The sequence below is a fragment of the Bradyrhizobium erythrophlei genome, assembly GCF_900129425.1.
Taxonomy (GTDB): Bacteria; Pseudomonadota; Alphaproteobacteria; order Rhizobiales; family Xanthobacteraceae; genus Bradyrhizobium; species Bradyrhizobium erythrophlei_C.
Genome location: NZ_LT670817.1, coordinates 607,677 through 628,142, shown reverse-complemented (window position 1 = coordinate 628,142; position 20,466 = coordinate 607,677). Strand labels below are relative to the sequence as shown.

At 58.6% G+C, this 20,466-nt stretch carries 20 protein-coding genes and 3 pseudogenes; 14 read left to right on the top strand and 9 right to left on the bottom strand.

Annotated elements, in window-relative coordinates; all coding sequences use genetic code 11:
- Positions 1 to 5: 5 nt before the first annotated feature.
- From B5527_RS46065 to B5527_RS46060, 4 genes and pseudogenes are all read right to left on the bottom strand, one after another.
- A pseudogene (locus B5527_RS46065) lies at positions 6 to 74 on the bottom strand (hypothetical protein); the annotation flags it as partial.
- 151 nt (positions 75 to 225) lie between these two features.
- Positions 226 to 438, bottom strand: coding sequence for a hypothetical protein (locus B5527_RS03035; protein ID WP_079599966.1), 213 nt, complete (start codon positions 436 to 438; stop codon positions 226 to 228).
- A gap of 32 nt (positions 439 to 470) precedes the next feature.
- Positions 471 to 650: pseudogene (locus tag B5527_RS47520) on the bottom strand (c-type cytochrome); the annotation flags it as partial.
- On the bottom strand, positions 566 to 961 hold the full coding sequence (locus B5527_RS46060; protein WP_079599964.1) for a c-type cytochrome: 396 nt from the start codon (positions 959 to 961) through the stop codon (positions 566 to 568). The pseudogene B5527_RS47520 and the gene B5527_RS46060, both read right to left, overlap by 85 nt.
- A 404-nt stretch (positions 962 to 1,365) precedes the next feature.
- On the opposite strand from B5527_RS46060, the gene B5527_RS03015 reads away from it, so the two are divergent.
- Positions 1,366 to 2,271, top strand: coding sequence for a LysR family transcriptional regulator (locus B5527_RS03015; protein WP_079599962.1), 906 nt, complete (start codon positions 1,366 to 1,368; stop codon positions 2,269 to 2,271).
- Here the strand turns inward: B5527_RS03015 and B5527_RS03010 are convergent.
- From B5527_RS03010 to B5527_RS45170, 3 genes are all read right to left on the bottom strand, one after another.
- Entirely contained in the window at positions 2,268 to 2,735 is a 468-nt protein-coding gene (locus B5527_RS03010; protein ID WP_079599961.1) for a hypothetical protein, read from the bottom strand. The two genes, B5527_RS03015 and B5527_RS03010, sit on opposite strands and share 4 nt — an antisense overlap.
- 42 nt (positions 2,736 to 2,777) lie before the next feature.
- Entirely contained in the window at positions 2,778 to 3,104 is a 327-nt protein-coding gene (locus B5527_RS03005; protein WP_079607018.1) for a hypothetical protein, read from the bottom strand.
- Positions 3,105 to 3,167: 63 nt separating this feature from the next.
- Complete coding sequence (locus B5527_RS45170; RefSeq protein ID WP_172842470.1) at positions 3,168 to 3,332, bottom strand: hypothetical protein; 165 nt, start codon at positions 3,330 to 3,332, stop codon at positions 3,168 to 3,170.
- Positions 3,333 to 3,563: 231 nt separating this feature from the next.
- On the opposite strand from B5527_RS45170, the pseudogene B5527_RS03000 reads away from it, so the two are divergent.
- The 7 genes and pseudogenes from B5527_RS03000 to B5527_RS46050 all read left to right on the top strand — a co-directional run bounded on the left by B5527_RS03000 (position 3,564) and on the right by B5527_RS46050 (position 12,818).
- Positions 3,564 to 4,624 (top strand): annotated as a pseudogene (locus B5527_RS03000) (IS110 family transposase).
- Between the two features lie 761 nt (positions 4,625 to 5,385).
- Entirely contained in the window at positions 5,386 to 6,321 is a 936-nt protein-coding gene (locus B5527_RS02995; protein ID WP_197689269.1) for a S8 family peptidase, read from the top strand.
- 3 nt (positions 6,322 to 6,324) lie between these two features.
- Positions 6,325 to 6,525: a hypothetical protein gene (locus tag B5527_RS02990; RefSeq protein ID WP_079599960.1), complete on the top strand. Its 201-nt coding sequence runs from the start codon at positions 6,325 to 6,327 to the stop codon at positions 6,523 to 6,525.
- Positions 6,526 to 6,560: 35 nt separating this feature from the next.
- A complete protein-coding gene (locus tag B5527_RS02985; protein ID WP_197689268.1) occupies positions 6,561 to 7,553 on the top strand; it encodes a hypothetical protein in 993 nt (330 codons plus the stop codon).
- Between the two features lie 2,475 nt (positions 7,554 to 10,028).
- On the top strand, positions 10,029 to 10,964 hold the full coding sequence (locus B5527_RS46055; RefSeq protein WP_245332485.1) for an integrase core domain-containing protein: 936 nt from the start codon (positions 10,029 to 10,031) through the stop codon (positions 10,962 to 10,964).
- Positions 10,951 to 11,415 carry an IclR family transcriptional regulator domain-containing protein gene (locus B5527_RS02975; RefSeq protein WP_172842469.1) on the top strand — a complete coding sequence of 155 codons (465 nt, stop codon included), beginning with the start codon at positions 10,951 to 10,953 and terminating at the stop codon, positions 11,413 to 11,415. The genes B5527_RS46055 and B5527_RS02975 overlap by 14 nt, the downstream gene beginning before the upstream one ends.
- Before the next feature lie 527 nt (positions 11,416 to 11,942).
- On the top strand, positions 11,943 to 12,818 hold the full coding sequence (locus B5527_RS46050; protein WP_245332484.1) for an integrase core domain-containing protein: 876 nt from the start codon (positions 11,943 to 11,945) through the stop codon (positions 12,816 to 12,818).
- 381 nt (positions 12,819 to 13,199) lie between these two features.
- Here B5527_RS46050 and B5527_RS02965 read toward each other — a convergent pair whose 3' ends face one another.
- A complete protein-coding gene (locus B5527_RS02965) occupies positions 13,200 to 13,691 on the bottom strand; it encodes a hypothetical protein (protein WP_079599957.1) in 492 nt (163 codons plus the stop codon).
- Between the two features lie 312 nt (positions 13,692 to 14,003).
- On the opposite strand from B5527_RS02965, the gene B5527_RS47515 reads away from it, so the two are divergent.
- Positions 14,004 to 14,159, top strand: coding sequence for an AraC family transcriptional regulator (locus tag B5527_RS47515; RefSeq protein ID WP_154071977.1), 156 nt, complete (start codon positions 14,004 to 14,006; stop codon positions 14,157 to 14,159).
- The gene (locus tag B5527_RS47510; protein ID WP_079607015.1) at positions 14,160 to 14,294 is read left to right on the top strand and encodes a helix-turn-helix domain-containing protein; all 135 of its coding nucleotides are present in this window, start codon (positions 14,160 to 14,162) and stop codon (positions 14,292 to 14,294) included. It abuts the gene before it with no gap.
- A 481-nt stretch (positions 14,295 to 14,775) separates the two neighbouring features.
- Here B5527_RS47510 and B5527_RS47505 read toward each other — a convergent pair whose 3' ends face one another.
- A complete protein-coding gene (locus B5527_RS47505) occupies positions 14,776 to 15,078 on the bottom strand; it encodes a hypothetical protein (RefSeq protein WP_425305058.1) in 303 nt (100 codons plus the stop codon).
- 224 nt (positions 15,079 to 15,302) lie between these two features.
- On the opposite strand from B5527_RS47505, the gene B5527_RS02950 reads away from it, so the two are divergent.
- The 4 genes from B5527_RS02950 (at position 15,303) to B5527_RS02935 (ending at position 19,465) form a co-directional block, all read left to right on the top strand.
- The gene (locus B5527_RS02950) at positions 15,303 to 16,403 is read left to right on the top strand and encodes an ABC transporter substrate-binding protein (RefSeq protein ID WP_172842467.1); all 1,101 of its coding nucleotides are present in this window, start codon (positions 15,303 to 15,305) and stop codon (positions 16,401 to 16,403) included.
- Positions 16,404 to 16,414: 11 nt separating this feature from the next.
- Complete coding sequence (locus B5527_RS02945; RefSeq protein ID WP_172842466.1) at positions 16,415 to 18,106, top strand: ABC transporter permease; 1,692 nt, start codon at positions 16,415 to 16,417, stop codon at positions 18,104 to 18,106.
- Between the two features lie 104 nt (positions 18,107 to 18,210).
- Positions 18,211 to 19,251: an ABC transporter ATP-binding protein gene (locus tag B5527_RS02940; RefSeq protein WP_245332483.1), complete on the top strand. Its 1,041-nt coding sequence runs from the start codon at positions 18,211 to 18,213 to the stop codon at positions 19,249 to 19,251.
- Positions 19,252 to 19,258: 7 nt separating this feature from the next.
- Positions 19,259 to 19,465 carry a tripartite tricarboxylate transporter substrate-binding protein gene (locus B5527_RS02935; RefSeq protein ID WP_079599953.1) on the top strand — a complete coding sequence of 69 codons (207 nt, stop codon included), beginning with the start codon at positions 19,259 to 19,261 and terminating at the stop codon, positions 19,463 to 19,465.
- Positions 19,466 to 20,466: the final 1,001 nt, after the last annotated feature.

Genomic DNA, 20,466 nt, shown 5'->3' with positions numbered 1-20,466 from the left:
ATGGTCTGCGAAGTTGCCCCCGAAACCCACGCGATTCCGACGGCGCTGAGGACTCCAATGGGTAAACCGGACATGCCTCAGGCTCTGCGGAATGTCGGCAAATGACCACCCGAAAGCGGACATCCCAAGAGCCCCTGCACATGGGCGAGATTTGTCCAAGCTTGCGCCGACGGCATCCTTGGAGCAAGAGGACCGATTGGTTTCTGATGTCGATTGCGTCGTTGCTCATTTCTCTGCTTCAGATACATGCGATCCATTGTCGGGCTCGCCAGCATTGGCCGTTTGCGATGCGGCTGCCAGTTCATGCACTTTAGCGCGGATCGGTTCGAATGGGCCGTATCTATGCTGCTCCAGGCTGAAACCGTCGACGTAGGGACCGTACGGAGCATCGACCGGCTTTTGGAGGCGGGTAGGAAAATCCCTGTCGAGGTTTGCCATTTCTGGCCGATTCTGGTTGATGACATAGGCTGCTACATCATAGGCCTATCCGTGAGCAACGGGGCGTTGGACACAGTGCCGATGGGCATGCTGTGCATCGCATAGGCCGCGGCGGTCAAAAGGCGGCTCATTCCAGCGCCATTGTTGTAGCTGTCCGGACCCCACAGCGGTGGGAACTGATATCCGGCGCCGGCTTGGGCACGTTGCCCCGATCCATCTGGCCCGTGGCAAGCCGCGCATAGCCGAGAAAAAACTTCCGCGCCGTGGCCAGGTTAGCAGCACGCGAAGGCTCTTTTATCTTCAAGGTGCCGGCGCCGACGAGCTTCGCACCGTCCGGAACCCCAGTCGACAACCAGCGCAGGTAGGAAGATAGCGCCCTCATCTCGCGGCCCCCGGGTGGCAGCGCAAGACCATTCAAGCTGCGCTCCATGCGACCATTGATGCGATCCTCGAGTGTGTCGACCGCGCCTTCCCTCGCGCGGTATTGCGGGAATTGTCCCCAAATGCCTATGAGCGGTGGCATACGGCTGGGTCCCGCCCTGCAGATGGTAGTTTTGGCACGTAAGATTATTGCCCGCAAAGCGTCTCGTCGGATCCGACACCGTTGGCCCGATCTCATTCGCCGTGAGAGTAAAAAGCGCGTACCCGTATTTGAACATCCGATACCGGTATGACGACGGCCTCAAGCTTGAGGTCCATTTTTTGCGTGTGCGGCTGCTTGGATGCGGCCCCGCTCTGCTCTTGGATTGTGCTCACGTCTAACTCCTCTGCTGTGCGGCGTGTTGTCTCATAGCGTTCTGGCTCGCCCGGGCGCTTGGCGTCTGCCCTTGACGGCTTGTGAAAAGTGCTCGCACTGGACATCTTCCGAAATTTGCGATGGCGTGACAAAATCGGCGCCTTTCCTTCCTGATTTTGGAAGAGGATGCGATGGATCGCCTGGACGCGATGTCAACCTTTCTTGCGGTAGTCGAGGCTGGCAGCCTGTCAGCCGCGGCGCGTCAGATGAAGACTCCGCTCACAACGGTGAGCCGCAAGGTCTCCGAACTTGAGTCTCATCTGCGGATCAAGCTGTTCAACCGGTCAAGCCGCCAACTCGTGCTCACCGATGCCGGGGGCTCCTATCTGGCTGCGTGCAAGCGCATTATTGCGGATGTTACCGAAGCCGAGCGTATGGCCTCTGGCGAGTTTACCGCGCCAACCGGGGAGTTGACGGTGACGGCTCCGGTGAGTCTTGGGCGCACTCACCTCATCCCGATCCTGGCCGAATTCCTAAAGACCTATCCTGACATCAGGACCAACTTGATTCTCACCGATCGTGTGCAGAGCCTGTTTCAAGAGCAGGTTGACGTGGGCCTGCGCATCGGCACGCTGCCGGACAGCAGCCTGATAGCGGTGCGGGTGGGGACGACGCGAAGCGTAGTTTGCGCCAATCCCACGTATCTGGCGGCCCGCGGAACGCCGCGTAAGCCGGAAGATCTGGCCGGCCACGACTGCATAAACTATCCGGCCATCACATCTCCCGATGTTTGGACATTTGCAGTAGGCAAGACAACGGTTGCGGTACCTATGCGTCCACGGCTCGTCGTCAGCAACGCCGAGGCCGCCTGTGATGCGGCCTGCGCCGGCATGGGAATTACGATTGCCCTCTCGTATCACTTCCATGCTGGGCTGAAGTGCGGGTCCCTGACAACTTTGCTGGATGAGTTTCGACCGCCCACGATACCGGTCAATCTCGTTTATACGGCCGATAAATTTCTTCCGATCAAGGTGCGGGCTTTCCTCGATTTCGCCGCCCCGCGGCTAAAACGAGCTCTCGCCGAGTTAAGTCGCTAGGCTGCACGACCTCGCTTGACCGGACTGTTTCGAGCCTCAATCGCCTTGATCGAGCGGTCAAACGCGTTTTCCAAAACATGCTTGCCAATGGTCCCGAGCACGAAACCTAGGATCCAACCCTTGAAATTCTTGCCATCGCGAACGACGGCTACTTCAATTTCGGTGATCCCGTCGGGACGCCGGGTGAAATGGTAGGTATGACCTGACGCGCCACCCCAAACATTGGAGTCTGTCGTCGTGAGGATGACCCGATTGGGATTCGACCAATCGTAGTGCAGGCGTTCCCAGATGCCACTTGACCCTTCCGTGACATCGACCTCCGAAATGCCCTTGTGATGCACCTTCAGGTACTTGTCTGCACTGTTACCAAAGACCTCCGAACGACCCGACCCGAAGTCGGTAAGCCCAGCAATGTACTGTTCAGGTGTTGAAGTGGTCGCCCGGTGGATATGAATCGTAGACATGCGCAGCTTCCTATTCTTCAGAATGCACTGACCAATCAAACGTCAGTCGACGGCAGAACTAGCGTTGCTGACAACCACGCGGTCGCCTTGCCGGCTGATTTCGAGCCCGCTCGTCCGGCTCGCGGTCGAAAGGACCACGTGCTGGCCATGTGCAAGAACCGACACGACGCGGATTGGTGTTCCCGCCTCGCCCTGCGCCAGGGTCGTGACGACACGAAAGCCATCGCGCTCGACTGTGTAGTAAGCGACGCCCGATAGGTCACCGAGATCAATGCTTTTGGCCTGGATCGGACGCAGGCTCTCCGCATGAGCTGCCCCGAGAGTGGCGAGGGCGAATGCGGTCGTGAAAATGGTGCCACGGATTGACATGGTAATCTCCTTCAAGATGCTCCTGGAATGAGTAGATGCTGACGCGCGCCGCAGCGTTGCGGCTCAGGGGCGGATATGCCCGTGACGAACATCAATGGTTGTTGCCCCGTCGGTTCGCTCACTGATCCCTTCAGACGGGAAAACGCTGTCGTAGATCTCGCGGGCTTCCTGAATCAAGCGGAGCCGTTCGCGTTCGGCCTTTGAAAGAAACCGGATAACCTCACCCATATTCGCCTCCATCTATAAGCTGCCGAGCTTCGGCGGCGTCTCGGCCAAGACATGGGGTGAAGGCCGCCTTTCAACAGGCGGCAAAAGCGGGAGGCGTCCTTCCAAATCGCGGAAGGCCGGAAGCGACTGTCGAAACGTCCGCTTCTGATGCTGTGGACGGCTCCTCTATCGGCACGAGAGTGCCAAGTAATGGGCGCCGTTTTGAGGCTCCCACGACTCGAGGAGCTATCCGTGGAAGCGGTCAGAACAATCGGCCTAGATATCGCGAAGTCGGTCTTTCAGGTGCACGGCGTCGATGCAGCGGGTGAGGTGGTGATCCGCCGGCAGCTAAAGGGGCGTTTTGTACTCTCATTCTTTGAGAAGTTACCGCCGTGTCTAGTGGGGATCGAAGCTTGCGCCTCATCCCGTCATTGGTCTCGCGAGCTGTCGTCGTTAGAGCATACGGTGCGATTGATGCCTCCGGCCTATGTAAAGCGCTACGTCAAGCGGCAGAAGAACGATGCCACCGATGCGGAGGCGATTTGTGAAGCTGTCACGAGGCCAAGTATGAGGTTCGTGCCAACCAAAACGGTCGAGCAGCAGAGCTGTCTGATGCTTCACCGTGCGCGCCATCTCTTGATCCGTCAGCAGACTGCGGTCATCAACTCAATCCGCGCCTATCTTGCTGAGTTCGGATAGTTGCCCCTGTTGGGCGTCGAGGTGTTGATCACCTTTTGGAAGTCGTCGCCGATCCAGCTGATAACCGGCTGCCCGAAGCGGCCCGCACGTGCCTGACTGCTCTCGGCAGTCAATTGCGCGCCTTAAAGGCCCAGATCCTTCAGTTCGACTTACGCATCGTCGCCTGGCATCGATCGGACGCCACGAGCAAACGGCTGGACGCGATTCCTGGCGTCGGGCCGGCGCTGGCAACAGCGCTTGTCGCCAGCATTGCCGATCCCAAGTCCTTTCGATGCGGGCGGGACTTTTCAGCCTGGGTGGGTCTCGTGCCAAAACAGAACTCAAGCGGAGGTAAAGGCAAACTTGGCAGCATCAGCAAACAGGGCGATCGTTATTTGCGCAGCCTGTTCACGGCCGGTGCGCTCGCCGTAATCCGCTACGCCAAGATCCATGGCACGGATCATCAGCCCTGGCTTGCTCGATTGCTGGCACAGCGCCCCACCAAGGTCGCGGCCATCGCGCTGGCCAATAAACTTGCCAGGATGGCTTGGGGAATGATGGCCAGGAACGAAAGCTATAAAAGAACCCGCCGCGCTCGCGGCGTGAACGAGATCACGCTGGAGATGCCAGCGTGATGTGACGGTTGGGAGGGCGAACAGCACTAATGCAGCGCCGGTCGATCCGGCGATCAGGACAACCCACATGGGCCATCGCATCTCGAATGCGTGCTTTTGATCGGGACCTGATCCGCGGAGGGCATTATGGCCAGCGATCATGTGAACCGCGCAAACAGGCCGAACACATGGCCGCTCCGACCAATGCTGCAAAGTGAAGATTCTTCTTGCCAACCCGGCGCCGTCCACACATGGCCCCTGGCTGTGTGAAAACACAAACGCGCTTGATGGCGATAGAAGAAGTCATTCGTCCAAGACCCTCTTAGCCCTCGAACCTGCAAGCGCCCTCAACTTAAATTCGCGCCGCATTTCGATCTTTCGCGTGTTTACACGGCCAAGACCCTTTGCAGACCTTGGGCCAATCAAAACTATTGCTCCAAAACGTAAATTGTGGCACGTTTAAATTGAGTGGAACGCCTAGAAAGACGTTAGGCGTTTAAACTCCGCAGCCGACACCGGCGCTACCGATCTAAGGTCGATTGCCTTTCAAGGGCGCGCGCTGACCTCCGACCACAGGGCGTGCAGATAATTTCTTGGACGGCGCGAAAGGGGCACGAGGGGCCGCCGGAAAACGTTACCACCTGGCTTCGCGCCAAGGCGTAGATGATCAAGACGCGTCTGGTAGGTCTAGCTTTTGGGCCCAATGAGCGGCGGAGGCGCATTTCTGTTCCGTTGGAACCGAGCAAGGGCCCGAAAAACTGCGCACACGATCGGAGGGAACGGTGCTCCGAGCGGCATTCATTGCACAAAACCAGGGCCCGGCTCCTTCAGGGGGTGATGGCGGGCAGAGCGGCTTAGATGCGGTCAAGCTTGCAGCGCTCATGGAGTTGAGCGCCGGCAGGCCGGAAATTTCCATCGGCCTGATCGACGGCCCTGTCGTAACGGATCACCCGGACCTAACGATTGGCCACATCCGTGAGGTGCCCGGAAAACTTGGCAGCGCTTGCGTTCGAACGGATAGCGCCGCGTGTCAACACGGCACCTTTGTGGCCGGTATCCTTTCCGCCAAGCGCGGCTCTCCTGCTCCGGCCATCTGCCCAGACTGCACGCTTCTTGTCCGTACCGTTTTTACCGAGACGCCCGGCGAATTGGAGCAACCAAGCGCCGAGCCCGGGGAGCTTACCGCCGCGATCCTGGCCTGCATCGAGGCCGGCGCGCGGGTGCTTAACTTAAGCCTTGCGCTCATGCAGCCCTCTACCCAAGCAAAACGCACGCTCTTGGAGGCGCTCGACCATGCCGCCCGGCGGGGCGTCGTCATTGTCGCCGCGGCGGGCAATCAGGGCACGGTCGGCAGCACTGTCATCACCGGTCACCCGTGGGTGATTCCAGTCGCAGCTTGCGGTTTGAGCGGCAAGCCGCTGAATGAGTCAAATCTCGGCCATTCGATCGGCCGCCGCGGCTTTCGGGCGCCCGGTGAACAAATCACAAGCCTCGGTAGCGAGGGCGAGGCGATCACCTTGGGCGGAACGAGCGCCGCGGCGCCCTTTGTGACTGGCGCAATTGCGCTCGTCTGGTCGCAATTTCCCTTCTTAAGCGCTGCTCAAATTCGCTTGGCCTTTGTGCACGCCCATGCGCGGGCGCGAACCAAGGTGACGCCCCCGTTGTTGAATGCCTGGGCGGCTTACCAACTCCTGCTCGCGACCCATTCGAGGAGGTGAACCATGCAAGAGGAAAAGGACAACACTCAAGAAACTGGCCAAGCGGGTCCTTACCGCGTGCGACTTCCTGGTTTCGTTAGCGACGAGGAGATCGGTCTTGGCGACGCAGTCAAGCGCGCAACCTACGCGATGGGCATAAGGCCCTGTGGCGGCTGCGAGCGCCGCGCCGCTGTAATGAACCGCTGGGTGGTTTTCAAGCGCTGATGCTTTGCAGGAATTGGTGGAGGGAGGGAAAGACCATGGAACAGTCAGAAACCCGTGAGAACGCCGCCGTCGAATCTGGCAAGGCGAGAGAGACCGCGTCGGCGAAATCCACGGCTGCGGCGGTCAATGCCGTCGAACCCAGGCAGGCTTCGCCCGCTGTTGTGCCAGCGAAACCTATGGCAGGCGCCTTGCCTGCGCAAATGGGTCCCATGCCTTGTCCCACTTGCGGCGGAGCCGGCACGGAAGGCGCGGCAATGATGACCTCCTACGTCTATGCACTTGGCGATCAGATCGAGGCGCGCTACCCGCTTGCCTCTATCGAAAAGGAAATGGCGCAAGCAACCGGCCGCACCGAGACCGCGGGCCGCACGGATCAACAAGCCTTCCATCAGGTCCTGTCGCGGCGCGAGAACCGCTATCTTGCGCGGCAAATGTGCTGGGTCCTGATGATCCAAGGACTCGAAACCTACATCCTGGTGCCGCGAGACCCTGCGGACATCGATCTTCTCTGCAGCGCGATTGAGCCTCACGACAGCCCGTGGATCAGCCTTGTCATTGGCACGCGTGGCCCCATTGCCCCGGCGGAGTTTTGCAACGGGCTCATGATACCGATCGTATTCCTCGATCAACTCTACACCTTCTCGCACGAGTCGCTCATCGAGGCGATCCCGAGACCCGAGGGAGCAGACGCCCAACAGTTTGGGGCAGCATCCCGCGAGCTCTTCGACCGAATCATGCAGATGACCGACAATGCGGGCGCGACCGACGAGCACCGCGCATTAAATTACCTCGCCGCGCGCTATCCGGCGATCTACGCCAAGGCGGCGGAAGAATTTGCCGGGAATTTTTCGCTGAGCGCGGTTGAAGTACGGCCTTCGCCCTTGAGCGGCGCACGGAGGTTGGTCGATGCCATCTTCCACTACACGAACCGCAACACGGATTTCACCGAGAAGTTCTTTGTCCGCTGCGATGTGACCGAGGCGTTTCCGTACCTGGTGACGAAGCTATCGCCTTATTACGACCGGTGAACTTGAAATGGGAGATATGAAATGAACATACCAGGATTCACGGCAGAAACCACACTCTACAAGACTCATAACCACTACAGATCTGCTGGCGGGCGGTTCCTAGCTGATGGGAACACAACGGTGATTCCTCAAGGATGTGGATGGGTTAAAGGGGGCTTATGTGGTTTTGTCATAGCAGGAGGTGCTGCTGTATGTACCCTCGCCTGCCTGGCCCCCGGCGGGCAGGCTGGTTGTTATTTTTGCTGGGCGGGCTACCTGGGGGCGTCATTTGCTTTCTGCAAGGATTGTATTCCCGGATGGATGCGGGATTTGATCGATGCCTTTGAAAGCGGCGGAGGCGGAGGCGGAGGCGGAGGTGGTGGTGGTGGTGGTGGCGGTGGTGGTGGCGGTGGTGGCGGAGAACCCAAAACCTGTTGTGAGAGGGACGAATGGGGAAGGTGCATCCTGTGGGTGCCCCAGGGCGCCGAGTGTCCGTGAAGGGGCAGTCACCCAAGAAATGGTCAGGCCCTACGGGTGAGCCGGCTCCGCCTCAGCTCGCGGTCATCTTCGTAGTAAGCGAAGACCACGATAACTCTGAACTCTACTGCGGCTTAGACCTCAAATAGGAGGCAAGAAATGAGCATCCCTGGATTTCGCGCGGACTCTTCGCTTGAGCCAACCATAGGCAAATATCAGAGTAAGGCCATTTTCAATCGATCAACCACGGCTGCATTGTCGATGCAACAATTCAGTGCGCCTTTTTCCGGGCACGGAGGATTTGGACAAATTATGAGGTGCTGCGGCTATGACCCATTGGTGCATCGGTATGTTTGCGTAACGCGTGACGTATCTCCAATCGAAAATTGTCGATGTATACACAGCGTTGTTGGCCCCGTTATCGTCTGCCGCGGTCCGATCGTCTCTTCCGACTAACCGGTGCAGGATACGGTAGCAATGGCAGCCTAGGCGATCTGGGCGTGGTAGAGTGGAGGCAACCGAATGAGTCTGCCCGGATCTGCCGCAGAAGCATCGCTCTAGACAAACAACCGCTACCGGTTTGCTGCTGATGGCAGTTCCAACAGCGAGGCCGATAGCTTGTCCACGCAGGCTTCGCCATTGGCCTTCGCACCCGGTGTAGGGCGCAACACTGCCTTCCATTCTGGTTCTTCGAAATATAAAATACCCCCTTGAAGCCGGAAGCATTATCGCGGCGCCGTCGAATGTTTCGTGAACTTTCGCACGGTGCCTGGCAAGGAAAGGGTAGCTGAAAGCGTTTGAATAAGTCTCATTTTGAGATTTATACGTCCCGCCTTTCCCACCCTTGGTCTTGTTCACCGGGATCGTCAGTTGTGCCTTCGATTGTCCAATCAGACCTGTCAATTGGGATCGAGAGGGGGTTGCTGGAGGAATTATCGTCCGAAACGGGAGGCTCAAGATGAGCATACCGAACTTTACCGCAGAAGCGTCGCTTCAGAGGCCAACAGCGCCCATGTGGCCGGGTCGTTTCAATCGTCCCGAGGAGGTCAATTTAGTCGTTCCCGCATCGTGTCTCGGTGCTTGCAACTTGGCTTGGAACAGTGACCTGCTCCTGTGCCAGTATAAAGAGACAGGCGGCGGGCCGGTAGGGACGCCACAGAGAAGGAGATGTGTTCGTATAGCGCGAGGGGGTTATGCCTCCTGTCTTAGTAGCTGCCCCGGCGGTCCAAATGTTTTACCGAAAGACCCGAGTCCGTGGTGAAACGTGCGCGCTGTAGCCCCGATCTCTATCGTCGACTTGCGACCCTTGCCGGTCTTCTTGGCGGTATCGACAATCGCTTCCCGCAAATTTGAAATACGTTTTCGTCGCCGACATTTGATGCGCTCAGCGACGTGAATTGCAGGCCGTGATGACCGCCGCGCGTGCACTTGATCCAAGATTGCGTGAACGCCTTTCTGCGCGACGTCGCCGGCGAGCTATAGACCCGCGCGCGCTGTGTTGCTTCAGCGCCTTGTCGAGCGTGACCGGTGCGCCGTCGTCAACCGCCGTCATGATGCTGGCATCGAGCGTGACAATCTGACAGCAGCCGGGCGACGCCCCTGCCGTAAGGCGCAACCCGGATCCTGTGCAGAGAAGCGGAAGCGTTGGAGCTGAGCGCGGCGCCTGCTCAATTTACGACGGCCCAAGCCGGGGGCGATCCTCGTTCTGATCATCTTACGATGGGCGTTGGGTTAATCTGACCCGTCAAGCCGCAGACTTTTAATGAGCGGAATCGGCGCTCCCCGGCCGTTTCGCGATGCCGCGAATCGGGATTACTTCCGCGTTTGGCCCAAGCCGGACCTGTCGATAGGGGGCTCTGGTGGTCTGGTCTAGGGTGTCCCTGTCGCAAACTCAATCTGACTAGCAGTTGATCGAGAATCGGGCGATGCTGTTGCAGGATGAGAGATCTTGTCAGGCTCATTGTTTGGATGGTCGCAGACCTGTGTCGGTCGCGGGCAGCGCTCGAGGCGGAAATTTGGATGTTGCGGCAGCAGATAAACGTTCTGCGGCGAACAGCTCCTAAGAGACAAACTTTCAGCGCCATTGACCGCTTGATTTTTGTCTGCCTCTATCGGTTTCGCCCTGGCGTTCGCGATGCGCTGGCGATTGTCAAGCCGGAGACCGTAGTCAAATGGCATCGCGCCGGCTTCCGATTATATTGGCGCTGCAAATCGAAAGCGCGGGGCGGCAGGCCAACTGTTCCGGTGGAGATGCGCAAGCTTGTCTGCGAGATGAGCATTGCCAATCCGCTGTGGGGAGCGCCTCGGATCCATGGAGAACTCCTCAAGCTCGGCGTCGATATCGGACAGACCAGCGTGGCCAAGTACATGGTCAGGCGACGAGATCCGCCGTCCCAAGGCTGGAGGACATTCCTCCGCAATCACGCTGATGGGGTCGCTGCGATGGACATGTTCGTCGTGCCGACAATCTCCTTTCGTTTGCTCTATGGGTTGCTGATCATGGGGCACCGCCGGCGACATATTCTGTGGTTTGGCGTCACAGCGCATCCAACCGCAGAATGGATCGCAAATCAGGTCACGGAAGCATGCGGTTGGGAACAGGCTCCCCGCTATCTCATTCGTGACCGGGACGGCGCTTATGATGAGGTTTTTATCCGCAGACTCCGATCGATAGGCATTCGCGATCGACCGACGTCGCCGCGCTCCCCTTGGCAAAATGGATATGCTGAAAGGCTGATCGGTTCGATCCGACGGGAATGCCTTGACCACGTTGTCGTATTCAGCGAGCGCCACCTCCGTCACCTGCTGCTCTGCTACATGATATATTACAATGGGGCCCGCACGCATCTATCCCTGGAGAAAGATGCGCCGGTCTCGCGCGCTGTCGATCGCGCCGGGCGCATTCTTTGTCGCCCAATCTTGGGCGGACTGCATCACCAATATGGCCGGATTTAATTTACGACAGGCACAGGAAAACGATACTACGCTATTCATTGCCCGCGCCGAGGCGGAACACATCGTCTCGACCGGCGTTCGCATCGGAGCACATCTGCCGGCCTATTGCTCGGCAACCGGGCGCGTGCTGCTCAGCCAGTTCGCCGGCAAAGACATCCTCGAACGTATCGGCCGCAAGGCGTTGCCGGCCCGAACGCCGCGCACACTGACGAAACCCACTGATATCGTCGCGGAAATCTGCTCATTGCGCGAAAAGGGTTATGCAATCAGCGACGAAGAGCTGGAGCTGGGAATCCGGGCCTTGGCAGTGCCGGTGGCAGGCTCAAACGGTGAAATCGTTGCGGCGGTGAGCGTCAGCGCATCATCGGCACGTGTCCGGGCGGTCGAATTGAGCAAGCGGTTTCTTCCTATTCTGCAATCGTGCGCTAGAATGCTCGTCGAAGCGACCTGATTTTGCGAACACGGCAAATGATGGCGATAGGCCATGCGTCTTGTCAAACTGCGTGTTCGTGCCGGCGTAGGTAAACGCCAATCAGATCGCCTGGAATTTTCCCGGTGACCGGCACGTGGGACAACTCGATCTTGATGGGTTTGTATCCAGCAACGTTATAGACACTCCATTCATTGTGCCCCGTGATATCCAACTGACTTTCGATCCGCATATCCGACTTCGTCGGATGTCGGCGCGATCCGCTTGGATGAACTATTCATTGCAATGGCCTTTCCAATCTTGACACTTCGGGGCTTCTTCTTCGAACGCTGCTTAATTTCCGCGGAAATGGCCCTGTCCCTGTCGGAAACTCAATCTTGCTGGCAACTGATATCGAATCGGACGATGCTGCTGCCCTATGCGAGAGGTTTGTAGCCTAATTTGGTTGGCGTTGGTCGGAGCGTTCCGGTCGCGGGTCTCGCTTGAGGCTGAAAACATGATTCTGCGATCAGCTTAACGTGTTGCGGCCGAAACGGCGGACGTTCGGGATGCTGGACCGTCTGATATTCGCCGGCTTGTATCATTTGGCTGCGAAGGTGCTGGGCGCCTTGGCGATCGTGAAGCCGGAGACCGTGATTAAATGGCACCGCGCCGGGTTCAGATCGTACTGGCGGTGGAAGTCGCGGCGCCGTGGCGGCCGACCAACTGTAGCGCCTGAGATCCGCAAGCTGATCCGCGAGATGAGCATTGCCAATCCTCTGTGGGAAGCGCCGCAGATCCATGGCGAACTCCTCAAGCTCGGCGTCGAGATCGGAGAGACCAGCGTGGCCAAGTACATGGCCAAGCGAAGAGACCCGCCGTCCCAAGGCTGGAGGACGTTCCTTCGCAATCATGCCGACGGCATCGCCGCGATGGATCTGTTCGTCGTGCCGACAATCTCGTTTCGCCTGCTCTACGGCTTGTTGATTGTCGGGCATGGTCGACGGCAGATTTTATGGTTTGGCGTCACAGCGCATCCGACCGCAGATTGGATCGCCAATCAGATCACGGAAGCCTGCGGCTGGGAACAAGCTCCCCGCTATCTCATTCGTGACCGGGATGGGGCCTATGGTGAGGTCTTCATCCGAAGGCTTCGATCAATGGGCATTCGCGATCGACCGACGTCGCCGCGCTCCCCTTGGCAAAATGGATATGCTGAAAGGCTGATCGGTTCGATCCGCAGAGAATGCCTTGACCACGTCGTTGTGTTCAGCGAGCGCCACCTCCGTCACCTACTGCTGTCGTACATGAAATATTACAATGGGGCCCGCACGCATCTATCCCTGGCGAAAGATGCACCGATCTCGCGTGCCGTCGATCGCGCCGGGCACATTCTTTGTCGCCCAATCTTGGGCGGACTGCATCACCAATATGCCCGGATTTAATTTACGACAGGCACAAGTGTCAATCAGCCTTACGACCTTCTTGCCGAACGTCCGCCGATCGCAATGGAGGGTGCCCCGAGCAATAGCGGCTTTCGTTTCCTCGGAATTCAGAATTCGCCGCGGCGGTCGCGGCTTTCACACCCATCATGATCACAGCAAATTCTAACCCCTTCCTCTTGTGGATCGACATGATCCTGACGGCCCAATCAATCGAGAGGGCGCCGAGGCCCTTGGCTGCGTTCCAGATCCCCGTTTTCAACGCTCAACAGCGGGAGACCTGACTGCTTTCTCAGCGCATTCCGTTCATCGATGGTGGGCATGTGGGAGAATATAGCACAGAATCAGACCTTCTGGCAGAATTGCAGAAGCGACAATATAGCTTCAGATCCGCGGTTTTTGGGGCGGCCCACACTTTGCGTAGCGGACCATCCCCGTTGCATCTCGAATTTCTATCGTTTGCGGATCAATCACGTTCAGGAAATAGGTGGTCTTTCTTTTGAACCCAAGCCAACTTCCGCGCTTGCTGAACGACTCAGTTATTCGAAAACCACCATCCGCCACTTTGATTGACTTAATTGTTGTTTCAGTTTGGACATCACCTTTGACATCATAGCGCTTATCCTTCGCAAAAATAATCATCTCCGAGATAGATTTTTTGGATACGGCTTCAACGCCAAAAGTTTTAACAGCAAGGCAGGTTTCACTTGCGGCTGCGGGAAAATCGGCATCGATTGCCGTCCATACGCCAGTAACCGGATAAACGTCTGCCGCAGCCGGAAATGAAAATAGAATTAGGCCGATCAAAAGGCCAAGGGAAGCCGCTCCCCCAATGCGAGAATAGCTGACAACTTCCTGATTGAATGCATTCGCCAAAAGGGTCCCACACCTTCGAACCCCCGGTATTCAATATATCATCAAAAAAGGCAGCCTTCCATACCAGATCAAGCCTGTCCTTCGGAAAATCAATCTTGCTGGCAACCGATATCGAATCGGGCGATGCTCCTGCCTTATGCGAGAGGTTTGTAGCCTAATTTGGTTGGCGTTGGTCGGAGCGTTTCGGTCGCGGGCCTCGCTTGAAGCTGAAAACACGATTCTGCGTCATCAGCTTAACGTGTTGCGGCGGGAATCGCCGAAACGGCCGACGTTCGGGATGCTGGACCGTCTGATATTCGCCGGCTTGAGTCTATGGAGCCGGACTTGGACCAGGAAATAACCCTAGCTCGGTTGGGGCATGATTGCCGTTTATCGACGAGTCAGTTCGGCCGCGCCTTCAGACAGTCGACCGGTTGCACGCCATACCGTTGGCGCCTTCAGCGGCGTGTCGAACGGGCTCAGGATTGACTGTTAACTTCCGACAAAACCCTTGCGGAGATTGCCAGTTCCTGCGGGTTTTTCGATCCGAGCCATTTGACGCGCGCATTCAGTCAGACCGTTGGCATCAGTCCTGGATTGTGGCGTCGCGCAAGGCAAGCCTAGCGCGTTAGTAAAGGTACGCGGCTTCTGCGCGAGGGTCGGTTTCCCCAACCTCTGCGATAGGTATTTTGCACAATCGATCAATCCGAACACGCCATCGGACAGAGGAAATTGCCAAGGCTAAAATAAACTAATTGGATACTTAGCATAAGCGTCCTGAAGTGAGTGGAAGTAAAATCCACTAAAACTCACCGAAGATAGTCCAGCGCTGGCGCAGAATCTGCGGGAATCGCGGCAGTTTCTCGTACGAGCCGCTCGCTTAATTCTTATGGAGTTTCGACCCGGCAGCTCGCCTGGAGAACGACCGCTTTGCGCCAGAACCGGCCGGTCACGAATTCTCGTTTGGATTGGTTCAGATTGCTGCGAATTGGTCAAAACCTCGCCTGGCCGAGGTCTGCGAGGTCCGCCCAAGAGCAAAGGTACGGGATCTGGCAACGAATGATTTTCCTGCTGGGCCGTGAACTGGACCATCAATCTCAACGCACTAAAGACCCACACGATCGCGCCATAGAGCGCGATGCTCTTCACCGCCACGGGCCACATTTGCATGGAAGCGAATTGGCTTTAAGGTTGTGATCGGCAGGTCAATCTCGACCGCCTCACCTTCGATCAACCTTCGTGCCAATTGCAGTCCCATCGCGGTCGCGAGCGCGACACCCCGGCCATTGCAGCCGAGATAGACCAACTCTCGGCGGCGTTTCACGAGCGCAGGGAAGAAGACGAGTGAGTCCGCGAAATCTCCGCGCAATTGGAAGCCTTCTTCGCTCCAGCGCCGGTGGTTCTGCAAACGCTGATCGAAACGGTTTAGAACGCGCCTGCGAGTTACAGATTATAGATGTGAGCGGCTCTCGTTCGCGCATCGTTTGCCCTGCAACATAAGGATGAGTTGTCAAATCTGATGCCCTGGTTCAAACTAAGCTCCACGTGGCATATGCAGCATATAGTTGCATGGGGCGCCCAAGCTCAAAGCGGTCCCAAAGTTTAAAAAAAGCAGACCACAGGGAGAGTGAATTGGCCGACAGCAAGAAAAACAATGTGACGCGACGCACGCTGCTGAAGGCTGGCGCCGCGATGCCGTTCGTCGGGATTGCGGCACCCGGCGTACTGGCCCAGGCACCGTTGAAATCGCCAACAAAAATTCACGATTTCATGACCAACGCCGACGTGGCCGAGGCCGAGCTGGAAGGCCAGCTCGTGTTCTATTGCCACGAGAATGAACCCGGCACCGCCGGCATCATGGAGGGATTTCGCAAGGATTTCCCGAAAATCAACACCAGCTATGTGCGGGCGCAGACCGGCGCGCTCTACAACAAGATCCTGTCCGAACGCTCTGCCGGCCGTTTCGACGTCGACGTCATTCAATTATCCGATCTGGCGCCGGCGGTCGATTTTCAGAAAAAGGGCGGCTACGAACAATACCTCTCCCCCGAGACTTCAGCTTACAAGGCCGACCATCTGAGTTCGCCCGCGGGCTCGTTTTTCTGGACCGGCGTCGATCCCGCCGGCATCGCTTACAACTCGACCAAGGTTTCGGCCGCGGACGCGCCGAAGACCTGGCAGGACATCCTCAATCCGCGCTGGAAGGGTTCGATCAGCTGCAAGATTTCCGCTTCCGGTTTGCAGTTTGTGCAGTGGTACACGCTACGCAAGCTGTACGGCGCTGGCTTCTGGAAGGAGTTCGCCAAGCAGAACCCGCACGCGTTCGATTCCCGCGTCCAGTTGTTCGACCGGCTCGCCAAGGGCGACGACATGATCACCGCGATCGGAGAATATCCCGCCTATATCCTGTTCAAGGACAAGGGTGCCAAGGTCGAGTTCGTCGCGCCCACCGATGGGTTGCCGGCGACGCCTTTGATTGTTGGCGCCGTCAGCAAGGCGCCGCATCCGGAAGCGGCCAAGCTGTTCGTCGACTGGGCGATGTCGAAGCGTGGTCAGGCCTGGTATCAGACCAACCCAAATCTTTATTACGGGTCGGTGCGTACCGACGCGCCGCCGATGCCGACTGGCGTGCGGCTGGGTGATCTCAAGCTGCTCTACCCCGCCGACTGGGACGACTACGCGGCGAACCGCGATGTCTTCGCCAAGGAATGGAACGGCATGCTCGGCCTGTGAGCGGAGCGGCCGTGTCATCCGCGAGATCGCTGATCTCCGCGCAGAAAATCGCCGGGTATGGGGTGGCGGCCGTGGCCGCCGTTCTGGTCCTGTACCCGGTGTTCTTTCTGCTGCAGGCAGCGCTCGATGTCGGCGACCCGCAGGTGCGGCCGCCGACAGCGTACGGGTTCGACAATTTCAACGGCATATTCCAATACCCGCAGATCCTGCTCAACACGCTGACGGTGTCGGTTACCGCCACAGTGATGGCGCTCGTGTTCGGTTTCGTGATGGCATGGATCCTGACCCGCACCAACGTGCCCGGCCGCCATCTGTTCGAGCAGCTGATGGCGGTGCCCTATTATCTGACGCCGTTACTCGGCGCTCTGGCCTGGAGCCTGCTCGGCGCGCCGGAAAGCGGCTTCGTCAACCAGATCTGGCGCGCACTCGGCGGCAACGGCCATCTCATCGATATCAACACCGCCTACGGCATCGCCTGGGTCATGGCTTTGTTCGAGGGCTCTGTCGCCTTTGTCATGATTGCCGCTGTCATGAAGTCGATGGACCCCGCGCTTGAGGAGGCATCACAGATCATGGGAGCGAGCCGCCTCCGCACCATGCTGCGCATTACCCTGCCGCTGGTTGTGCCCGGCGTCCTCGGCGCTGCCATCTTCGTCTTCGCCGAAATGCTCGGGTCCTTTGCCGCCGCGCTCGTGCTCGGAACACCCAGCCGCTATTATGTCATCACCACGGCGATCTACCAGCTGGTCCAGCAATATCCGCCGAAGATCCAGATCGCGGCCGCCATGGGCGTGTCGCTTTTCGCGGTGATGTTCTTCATGTTGTTCCTATACCGCCGCATCGTGATGGCGGGCAGCTACGTCACCATTACCGGCAAGGCGTTCCGGCCGCGGGTGGCCGACATCGGTCCCTTGCGCTACCTGCTGCTCGGCGTCTGCCTGCTCTATCTGTTCGCCGCGGTCGGGTTGCCGCTGATCACGCTGCTCTATGCATCGCTGCAGAAAATCGCCGTCGCGTTCCCGGCCGGCGGAAACTGGACGCTGGACAATTTCCGCGTCGCAGTGACGATGAATGCGGTCCGCTCGGCGCTCGGCAACAGCCTGCTGCTCGGCTTTGCCACCGCGACCATCGGCGTCGTGTTGATGGGACTGCTCGCTTGGCTGATCTACCGCTCGCGGCTGCCCGCGAGCGGCCTGATCGAATATGTCGTGATGTTTCCGCAGGCGGTGCCCCGGCTGGTGTTCGCATTCGGCCTGATGTGGGCCTGGGTGGTCTTCCCAATTCCGATCTACGGAACACTGTGGCTGCTGCTAATCGCCTATCTCACGGTGTTCCTGCCGCTCGGCGTGCGCACCATCGCCGGCGTCATGCTGCAGATCGACAAGAGCCTCGAGGAATGCGCGCAGATGTGCGGGGCCTCCTGGGGGTTCCGGGTGCGGACGGTGACAATTCCACTGCTGGTGCCAGGTCTGGTCGCCGCCTGGTTGCTGCTGTTCATCGCCAGCGTCCGCGAACTTGGCGCCTCCATCCTGCTGATGGGCCCGCATTCCAAAGTGATTACGCCATCGATCGTCGAATCATGGTTCGGGACCAGTTCGGAGCTCACTGCGGCGCTGGCGCTGATCCAGACGCTGGTGGTCGCGGTCGCCATGATCGTGCTTGTTGCCGTCACGCGCCGCGTCGGCGCACACCCCGTCGACTAAGGATGTCAGGAACCGCCATCATGGAAGCGACGCAGGCGCTACTATCGCCTCCAAGGCCGACCCCGCACATCGAGGTCGATCGGCTTGAATTGTATTATGGCGGCGTGCCGGCGGTGCGCGGCGTCAGTTTCAACGTCTTTCCCGGCGAACAACTGACGCTGCTTGGGCCCTCCGGCTGTGGCAAGACGACCACCTTGCGCGCCATCGCCGGTCTTGAGCAGCCGACCGCGGGCGAAATTCGCATCGGTGGGCTCACGGTCTATTCGGCGGAACGCCGCGTCCATATGCGCGCCGAGAAACGCGGCCTGTCGATGGTGTTCCAATCCTACGCCATTTGGCCGCATATGACCGTCTTCGAAAACGTCGCCTATGGGCTGCGCGTACGGCGAGCGGGTGCGGCGGAGATCGCAGAAAAGGTGCACCATGCGCTCGACCTGGTGCAGATGCGCAGTTTCGCATCACGGCGAGCGTCGCAATTGTCCGGCGGACAGCAGCAGCGCGTGGCGCTGGCGCGCGCATTCGTATTCTCACCTTCGGTACTTTTGTTCGACGAACCGCTGTCGAATCTCGATGCCAAGCTGCGCGCCGATATGCGTATCGAACTGCGTGAGCTACAGCATCGCCTCGGCATCACCTCGGTCTATGTCACCCACGACCTGGAAGAAGCACTGGCGATGTCCGACCGCATCGTCGTCATGCGCGACGGGCTGATCGAGCAGACCGGCACGCCAGACGAAATCTACCGGCTGCCCAACAGCGCCTTCGTCGCGGATTTCGTTGGCTCAGCTAACCTCATTCGTGGCCGCCATCGCCCGGATCTCGATGGGGGCGGGCTGATTGCGCTCGAAACATCTGCAGGACACATTGTCTACGGCATGGCCTATGGACGACCCGTCGGCACCGAACCCGTAGTCTCCGTGCGTACTGTGCATCTTCGGATTTCGACGGAGCCGCCGGCCGCGGCGCAAAACGTGTGGCGCGTGCCGGTCGAGCAGACGGTCTTTCAGGGAGATTTCACTCAAGTTCACGTCAGCTGGGGGGAGCAACATTTGGTCGTCCGCTGCGCCGCGATGGAGCCGCTGGCGGTAGGGCGGGATGTTTACATTAGCATCGAGCCGCGTCATGTAGTGATTTTGGGCGCATAATCGTGCCTTGGACTGCGGACGGCTCGACCGGTCAGATCACCGGCTCGTCGCCGGCGAGATAGAGAAGTCGCTCGGCCAGGCGATTGTGATCATCAACCAGCCGGGCGCGTCGGGCTCGACTGGGACTCGAAGCGCGCTGGGAGCAACCAAGGACGGTTACACCTGGACGGGCGGCGCGGCGCAAGATCTCGGCGCCCAGCACATTGCCGGATAAATTCCTTGTCAATTTCGCGCGAATGCGTGGCCGTTTGGACGGCAGCTTTGCGCCAAAAGCGGCTGGCTGGTTGAGGCATGCTGACGCGCCCTCCCGATCGACGAAGCCAATTGTATTGGGTGACATTCGTAATTGAGCGCCTTACCATAAGCCAACAACGCCAGTCGAAGCCGGAGTGGGCCGTGAGGAACGCAAACGCCCGCGGAGTATCGGGTCGCGACATGTCCCAGTGGGTAAGGCCCGCTGCCGCGTGCACCCTGGTCGGCTTGTTCTTGCTACCTTGTGCCGGTTCGTTCTGGTCAGAGAGTATGCAGATATCGGGCAATCAATCCAACTTCGTCACGACTGCGAATGCCGTCGTCTGCCGCGCGCCCTTTCAACTGCGCAAGGCAATCGTTGCAGCTCATGCGGACGACGGTTTCCGCGTCCGCGAATTGGACTGCACACGTCCCGGACCTGGAATACCGACACGCGTGTTATCTCGGCCCATTCCATTGAATGGTCCTTGGCAGGTTCAGCTTATGAACAAGGACGGGCTCGCTCGTGTCATGTGGGGCTACGCTCAGCATTTCGCCTCGGACTAATCCTGCCAGCCAGCACGTCACACGGTTGTCCCGGGCCGCCTCAGTGACTTCGGTCGGTGCGCGTCCCGTGGCCCGTGCCTTGCCAAGTCGAGAAACCCCACTTGAATGTCATGCCTCTACAGTGAACCGGTGCGCCAATCCCGATCTGCAGCTGGTTGCTGAATACAACGTACTCTCCAGGCCTCAGCACCAAGCGCATTGTGGCGGTCGCGCTGGGTAGCACGTCTTCCAGACCTTCGAGGTTGGCCAGTTTATTTTCACGCACGACCGAATTCGCCGAATCGTAAGGCAGGGCCGTCAAGGGCCCCGGACCAGGGAGTAATCAAAAACTCGTGCATTTTCCCATTCACGGGGTCAGTGGACGTGTTGGTTACGACGAATCGACAGGTCCGGCTTTCATGTGATCTTGGCTCAGAG